The organism is Zunongwangia profunda SM-A87 (assembly GCF_000023465.1).
Lineage (GTDB): Bacteria > Bacteroidota > Bacteroidia > Flavobacteriales > Flavobacteriaceae > Zunongwangia > Zunongwangia profunda.
This window is the reverse complement of sequence record NC_014041.1, coordinates 5,120,535-5,128,187: the sequence shown is the minus strand read 5'-3', so window position 1 is coordinate 5,128,187 and position 7,653 is coordinate 5,120,535. Positions and strand designations below refer to the sequence as shown.

The 7,653-nt window shown below is 37.1% G+C and carries 5 protein-coding genes; 4 read left to right on the top strand and 1 reads right to left on the bottom strand.

Annotation, left to right across the window (positions count from 1 at the left end):
* Positions 1-122 precede the first annotated feature (122 nt).
* Positions 123-779 (top strand): family 20 glycosylhydrolase, encoded by a 657-nt coding sequence (locus ZPR_RS23550; RefSeq protein WP_049771503.1) that lies wholly within the window; start codon positions 123-125, stop codon positions 777-779.
* A 29-nt stretch (positions 780-808) separates the two neighbouring features.
* Entirely contained in the window at positions 809-1,633 is an 825-nt protein-coding gene (gene murQ / locus ZPR_RS22345) for an N-acetylmuramic acid 6-phosphate etherase (RefSeq protein WP_013074073.1), read from the top strand.
* Positions 1,634-1,654: 21 nt separating this feature from the next.
* Here the strand turns inward: murQ and ZPR_RS22340 are convergent, their stop codons facing one another.
* Complete coding sequence (locus ZPR_RS22340; protein ID WP_013074072.1) at positions 1,655-2,410, bottom strand: DeoR/GlpR family DNA-binding transcription regulator; 756 nt, start codon at positions 2,408-2,410, stop codon at positions 1,655-1,657.
* A gap of 253 nt (positions 2,411-2,663) precedes the next feature.
* On the opposite strand from ZPR_RS22340, the gene ZPR_RS22335 reads away from it, so the two are divergent.
* Both ZPR_RS22335 and ZPR_RS22330 read left to right on the top strand, forming a co-directional pair.
* On the top strand, positions 2,664-5,732 hold the full coding sequence (locus tag ZPR_RS22335; protein ID WP_013074071.1) for a SusC/RagA family TonB-linked outer membrane protein: 3,069 nt from the start codon (positions 2,664-2,666) through the stop codon (positions 5,730-5,732).
* Between the two features lie 6 nt (positions 5,733-5,738).
* Positions 5,739-7,238, top strand: coding sequence for a SusD/RagB family nutrient-binding outer membrane lipoprotein (locus ZPR_RS22330; RefSeq protein ID WP_013074070.1), 1,500 nt, complete (start codon positions 5,739-5,741; stop codon positions 7,236-7,238).
* Positions 7,239-7,653 lie beyond the last annotated feature (415 nt).

Here is a 7,653-nt window from a genome sequence, read left to right as displayed (position 1 = left end):
CTTATGCCGCATTACAGGGATATCCGGAATTAAGCTGCGAGAATTTCGAAAATCTGGATCCAATACGTGCGACACCACCAGCGCCTTTTCATGGCACCGAGGTGGGGTGGAGCAAGTTTTGTATGGAAAAGCCGGTGGTTTATGATTTTGTAAACGATGTTATTGCCGAACTTGCCAAAATTACCGATGGGCCTTATCTTCATATTGGAGGAGATGAAATCGAAGATGAACACTATAAGGAATTTGTAGTAAAAGCTGAAAAAATAGTACGTGAAAACGGTAAAACAGCCATTGGTTGGGAAGAAGTTACCCAGGCTAAGGTAGACGATTCGTTTATTAGTCAGCGTTGGACGGGAACCACCAAAAGTGTGGTGGATACCAGAATAATCGAATCGATTTGTAAAAATTTCTATTTAGATCACGGGAATATTCCCGATCAGCCAAACACGTATAGCTGGTGTAAAAAAGACGGAGTTTCTTTAAAAAACGTATACGATTTTGTGTCTGAAAATAAGAAAGCAATAGGTGTAGAGGGAGCCCTTTGGACAGAGCTTGTCCATAGCGATGCCACCGCAGACGATCGTCTTTGGCCACGAAGTATTGCCGTTGCAGAAGTGGGATGGTCTTCGCCTAAAAAGAAAGATTATACGGAGTTTGTTAAACGTTTAGGTATACATGGTAAACGACTGGTTTATATGGGTGTTAACTTTTATAAAACCCCAGATGTGCCATGGAATACAACAAAAATTAAAGGAGTATTTTCAACAGTAGAAAAATAATCGGAACTTGCGAGAGTTAATTTGATGTGATGGAGAGTAAACAACCCGATACCGAAAAGCAATCAAAATATAATGATCTTGAAAAGATGAGCACAGCCCAATTGCTGGCAAACATCAACAAAGAAGATCAAACAATTGCTAAAAATGTACAAAACCAGTTACCGGCTATAGAAAAACTGGTAGATGTCATTGTTAAAAACATGCAGAAAGGAGGTCGGTTATTTTATATTGGTGCCGGCACCAGTGGGAGATTGGGGGTATTAGATGCTTCAGAATGTCCACCGACTTTTGGCGTAACTTCAGATATGGTCATTGGCTTAATTGCAGGTGGGGACACTGCTTTAAGAAATGCTGTAGAAAATGCAGAAGACGATACTTCTCAGGCCTGGAAAGATCTTCAGAAATATCAAATTTCAGAAAACGATACGCTTGTAGGTATTGCTGCTTCTGGAACAACCCCTTACGTGATAGGAGGAATTAAAGAAGCCAGAAAACGTGGGATTTCCACGGGATGTGTAGCCTGTAGTAGTGGAAGCCCTTTGGGAGAGGCTTCAGAATTTCCTATCGAAGTAGTTACCGGCCCTGAATTCGTTACCGGCAGTACCCGGATGAAAGCCGGTACCGCCCAAAAGATGGTTTTAAATATGATTACCACCAGTACTATGATAAAACTAGGCAGAGTAAAGGGAAATCGTATGGTAGACATGCAGCTTTCTAACAAGAAACTGGTGGGTCGCGGTGCACAAATGATTATGGATGAACTCCAGGTGCCGGAAACCGAAGCAAAAGATTTACTGCTGAAACACGGTAGTGTAAGAAATGTATTGCTGAATTACCAAAAAGAACTGAAATAAAATCAAATTACGGTATTTAGTTTAAAGTAGCTTTAAACCTGCTTTTTGGTATTTTTCAAGACTTTTATCAGAAGGATCTAACTCGGTCACCAGAGTATCTACCTGAGTAAGATCACAGATCTTATACCGGTTAATGGTATCCAGTTTCTTAGAAATACTTAGCGACACGATTTTTCTGGAAGCATTGACCATTGCTTTTTTCATCTGGGCAATTTCCCAGTCAATTTCAGTAATTCCTTTATCTAAATCCATATAACCGGTACCTAAAAAGCAAATATCCGCAGTAATTTCAGCTAAGGTATTTATGGAATTTCCACCGGTAGCTAGTTGTGATCCTTTAGATAATTTACCGCCGATTAAATGGACTTCGCTTAGCATAGATGAATTATTAAGTAATTCTACTGCCATAGGAAGGCTGGGAGTAAAGAATGTAAGATTCATTTTTTGTGGCAGCAATTTTGCCAATTCCAAATTGGTAGAACCGCCGGTTATTAGTACAACATCCCCATGATTTAAAAGCGAAATTCCTTTTTTGGCAATAATCGATTTGTTTTCGTATTCATAAATTTCCCGGTTTTGATCAGAATGAATATTAAAACCATTGGATACTGCACCGCCATGAACCTTTTTGAGCAATTTGTGTTTATCTAATTCCATTAGATCCCTTCGTACAGTATCCATAGAGACATTAAGAATATTGGTTAAATCACTTAGCAATACTCTATTATGTAAATGAACTTCGTTAAGAATAATCTCGCGTCTTTCTTTTTTTTTCATCTAGGGGTATGTATTTATAAATTACTAATTAAGTCTTTTGTATTGGTTTAAGAATCCTATTAAGCTACAAAAAATGTTAAAAATTTAAATTTCTGTAAAATTATATAAATTTTATATTTTGCAATTTTTTATAGCATAAATTATATCTAATTAGCATATAAATTGCATTTAAATTGAACTTATGCAGTTTCTTATTGCTTTTTTTTAATTTTAATAATATGTTTGTTTCATAACTAATTGTTAACGGACTACTATGAAAAGACAATTCAAAAAACCAGTCTTGTTCCTATTTTTATTGTTTTCAATACAAATTTGGGCACAGGATAAAGAAATTTCAGGAACGGTTGTGGATGAGGATCAAATTCCACTTCCAGGAGTGAACGTTCGGGTAAAAAATTCGAACATCGGTACAGTTACAGATTTTGACGGTAACTTCAGTTTATCTATACCGGATACTGATGGAGTGGTAATAGTATTTTCCTCTATAGGTTTTACTACCAAAGAAGTAACAGTGGGAAATCGAACTTCCTTGAATATTTCTATGGAAGTTGATACTGAGAGTTTAAACGAGGTGGTGGTCACTGCCTTTGGGATTGAGAGAAACAAAAAATCCTTAGGATATGCCATTCAGGATATAAAAGCCGAAGAACTACAAGAAGGAAATCAGAAGAATGTGGTAAGTGGTTTGCAGGGTAAAATAGCCGGAGTTTCTATTACCAATTCTGGTGGGGCGCCAGGTTCATCAGCCAGTATTTTCATCAGAGGAGGAACATCGATAACTGGTAATAATCAGCCGCTTTTTATAATAGATGGTATCCCGATGGATAACTCTACTGGTGCTAGTACTACAGTAGCAAGTATTAACCGGGCTGCCGATTTGAATCCCGAGGATATAGAAAGTATTTCTGTTCTTAAAGGACCAGCGGCTGCGGCATTATATGGAATTCAGGCGGCTGATGGAGCCGTGGTGATTACTACGAAAAACGGAAAACCAGGCGTTAGTAGTATTACTTATTCAGGAACTTTTTCCATAGATAACATTTTAGGAACACCAGATGTTCAACAGAGATATGGGCAGGGTCAGCAAATTTTAAGTACTGATGGATTTAATTATAATACGGACTCTCCCTTTACCTGGGGACCTCAAATATCTTCAGCAATACAGGTTTATGACCACATTAAGGATTTTTATAAAACTGCATATACTCAAGATCACAATATTAGCTACTCTGGAGGTACTAAGAATAGCACAATGTATCTTTCTATAGGAGATCTATCGCAGCAAGGGGTTATTGAAAGTACCAGTTATGACAAAACTTCATTTAAAATAAATACTTCTTCTAATGTTACAGATAATTTAACTATAGGCGCCTCGGCAAATTATATTGTTACTGAAATTGGCAGTACCCGGCAGGGAAGCGTCTCAGGAAGTAGTTTTAATAGTTTATTGTCGTATCCTGTCAATGTAGATATAAATGATTACTTAAATGAAGATGGTTCGCAATCTACTTTTTATAGTGATCAGCAATTTGATAATCCTTATTGGAGTTTAGAAAATAGTCCTAACGACAATAAAGTAAATCGCTTATTAGGAATATTGAATTTGAGCTATGATTTTCTTAATGATTTCAACCTATCCTATAAGCTAGGTACAGATTATTACAGGGAATTTAATAAAATGGTCATTGGGCAAGGATCTCTTATTGAAAATAGGTCAGATGGTTATATCAATCAGTCTGAAAGAGAATTCAGGAGAACTACTTCTAATTTAATTCTACGCTATACAAAGGAGATAACAGAAGATTTCGAGTTAGAAGCTCTAGTAGGTAATACAGTGGAAGATGTTCGAAACCATTCCATTTATACATATGGGAATGGATTTCTTGCTCCCGGGATTACATCTATAAGTAATGTTGCACAGGAAAATCAAAGTGTAACCGAGGTTATTTTAAGAAGAAGAAATATTGGTGTGTTTGGGGAATTAAAATTGTCATATCGAGATGCATTCTTTTTAAATGTCACCGGAAGAAATGATTGGTCTTCCACTTTACCCCAGTCGGATTGGTCTTTCTTTTATCCTTCTATAGGTGGTTCTGCAATTATTACTGAAATATTTGAACAGAACGGTAATGATATAACCTCAGATAATGGTCTTTCTTATTTAAAATTAAGAGCTACTTATGCTCAGGCCGGAAAAGATGCTCCTTCGCCAGGCTTATTACAAACACTGGTTAGTACAAATATTAATCCTTTGGCCACCTCTGCCTATGCTTTTAGTGGTTTAGGTGTTGGAAATCCAGAACTGGTTCCAGAATTTACAGATACTTATGAAGTAGGTTTTGACGCTCGTTTTTTTCAGAATAGATTAGCTGTAGATTTTGGAATGTATTACGCTCAATCTACAGATCAAATATTGCAGGATATTAGGGTTCCCCCTTCTTCCGGGACATTCCTGGCAACGCTTAACGGTGGAGAAATTGTGAATAAAGGATTGGAAGCTTTAATAACTGCAAAAATATTTCCGAGACAAAATGAATTCCAGTGGAATATGACCTATAACTTAGGTGTGAATAGAAATGAAGTTAAAGGACTTCCAGGGCAATTAGATGAGGTATATAATTCTGATTCATGGACTTTTCAGAATAGCGCAGCAGGTGCTGCCATCCTTGGTGGTTCTCTTTTTGGATTGCGAGGTTACAGGGCGGTAAGAACTGATGCAGGAGAACTTGTAATTGGTTCTAATGGCCTACCTCAATTGGAAACCGTTATATTTGATGATGTTAACAGATTGCCAGATTGGACTTTAGGTATTACCAATTCCCTTTCTTACAAGAACTTTGATTTCACATTTTTACTAGATTTAGTACAAGGGCAGGAAGCGTATAATGCTACTAAATCTGCTTTGGCATTTTACGGCTTGGCAGATGAAACACTGAATAGAAATCCAGGCGGCACTAGATTAGTTGAAGGTGTAACTGCAAATGGAAGCCCTAACACCAGGGAAGTAACTGAAATGGACTATTATCAACAGTATTATTCTCAAGACGCAGAAAATTTTATAGAAGATGCCTCTTTTACAAGATTGAGATATGCAACTTTAACCTATAATTTTTCAAAAGACTTTCTGGAAAAACTCAATATTGCTTCCGCTCAAATTTCACTTACCGGAAGAAACCTTTTTACTATTACAGATTATAGTGGTGTAGATCCCGAGGTAAATACCTTTGGTGCTGGTGTTCAGGGTACTGGCTCTGTGGGGATTGATAATTTAGGAACTCCAAATACCAGAGGTTTTGATTTAGGAATACGCTTTAAATTTTAGAAAATCATGAAAAAGAGATATAAATATTTTTGCCTCTTAGGCTTTGTCACAACATTTTTTAGTTGCCAGGACTATTTAGACGTAAATAATTCGCTAACAAATCCAACAAATACTGGATTGGCGCCGCAATATCGTATTGAGGGAGCTATAGAAAATACGGTAGCTACCGCTCAGTACAGAGGGACTAGAGAAGTACTGGGTGTGGTACAGTATGGTTCTCAAAATGTGCCTGCCTATTATTCGGAATCCTGGAATACGTTTTTAACCACGGGAAGTTATTTCTTATGGCAAAACGTGTATGTTTATGCTTTACCTAATACCGCAGATTTGATCTATCTGGGAGAAGAATATAATTCTCCTCACTATACGGCGGTAGGAAAGATTCTAAGAGCTTATCTTTTTGGAATGGCTACTGATCAATATGGTTCTATAGTTACAGATGATAGTTATAATCCCGAAAGAACGATAGAGCTGGAACCCGAATTTGTATCACAACAAGAAGTATATCAATTAATTTTTACACTATTGGATGAAGCAATTGCCGAACTCGATATGGACAGCGAAATTTCCCTGCAAGCTGCAGAGGGTGATATTCTTTACAATGGAGATCTTGCGCAATGGAAACGTTTTGCTTATTCTATAAAAGCACGGTATTTAAACCATCTTACCAAAAAGTCGTCCGGTGAATTTGCCTACGATCCCCAGGCTGTAATCCAAGCAACTCAAAATGGTTTGGCCTCTAATCAGGACAATGCTTTAATATCTTATGGTGGTGGAACCGCCGTGAATGATAATCAGCCTTTTAGCGTGAATGGATATGGTTCTACACGATTCGATTATTTCTCAGAGTTTTTTGTGAACTTGCTTAAAGATCCATTAACTATCGAGGAAGAATTTGAAGATCCAAGACTGTCTATCATTGTTCCTGAGGCGGTAAACGGAGGCTATCAGGGAGTGAAGACCGGTGCAGGTGTAGATGCTGAGCTTGCCGACGATTATTCGTTAGGGAATGGAGGATTTTATACTTCGCCAGATTCACCAACTTATATGATGACGTATTCTGAAGTGAAATTTATTGAAGCTGAAGCGAGATTTAGAAATGGTGATATTGCTGGGGCCTATGCTGCTTATAAAACCGGTGTAGAAGCAGACCTTCAAAAACTAAATGTTTCTTCTGAAGAGATTACAACCTATATGACTAAAATTGATACTGAAATAGGCCAGGCTAACTTTGATCTTTCCCAGATTTTTGTTCAGAAATATATTGCCAATATGCTCAATCCAGAAACCTGGGTAGATTTTAGAAGAGTGGATTATAGTGCTGATATTTATCCTGGCTTGGAGCGTCCGGATAACGTAAACATTAGTCTATTTCCAAACGAAGACGACTGGTTGCAAGCGATGATGTATGAATATAATGAAGAAGACAGAAATTACGAAAATATGCCAGATAACAATCCCGCAGTTAGGTTAACCACACCGGTTTGGTGGGATGTAGAAGAATAATTTTTTCAGGTTAGATTGTGATAAAGCTTGCTCAGGATTAATTAATTTTGGGCAAGCTTTATGTTTTAATAGACTTATCAGATTATTTAAGTACTGATTTTTTGCTTCAGTATTTAATGAGTAAATGACCCTGCTTTATAGAATTTTATTCCGTGTTTATAGTTTTTTGCTAGAAACTCTGCAACTGCTATAAATTTCAAAACCACTCCTAAAAAGTTATAAACCTCCAAAGCAGACACTACTTCAAAGCCGGAGGAAAATGTTGAATTTTGAATGTCGAATTATGAATGGCTGTACAATGTAAACTATATATTGAAAACAGACTTCTCGATACAACAACTTTTGAACCTTGAACATTGAATTCCAAAGGTTGTCATTTCGACTGAAGCATAGCGAAATGGAGAAATCTTTTTTT